This is a genomic window from Chryseobacterium sp. SIMBA_029, assembly GCF_046535275.1.
Taxonomy (GTDB): domain Bacteria; phylum Bacteroidota; class Bacteroidia; order Flavobacteriales; family Weeksellaceae; genus Chryseobacterium.
The window spans coordinates 1-272 of sequence record NZ_JAWRXA010000312.1; the positions used below are offsets into that span (position 1 = coordinate 1).

Sequence of the window (272 nt, forward strand, 5' to 3'; positions counted from 1 at the left end):
GTGGCGATCGCCATGACCGAAGGCTATGCGCGCGGGATCGAAATCATCGACGGCATCCTGCAGGCGGGCGAACTCGAAACCTATCACCTGGCACATTCCGCCCGCGCCGATTTCCTGCGTCAACTCGGCCGCAGGGAAGAGGCAATCAGCGCCTACCGGCGCGCCCTGTCGTTCTGCCAGCAGGAGCCGGAGAAACTGTTCCTCAGACAGCGGATATCAGAGCTTGCGGCGGCGGCCGAAGGGCAGTGAAATGGCCGTGCCTGTCAGGGCCG

The 272-nt window shown here is 64.3% G+C and carries 1 pseudogene; it reads left to right on the forward strand.

The features are described from left to right. Positions 1 to 249, forward strand: a pseudogene (locus tag SB679_RS24260) (hypothetical protein); the annotation flags it as partial. Between the last annotated feature and the right edge of the window lie 23 nt (positions 250 to 272).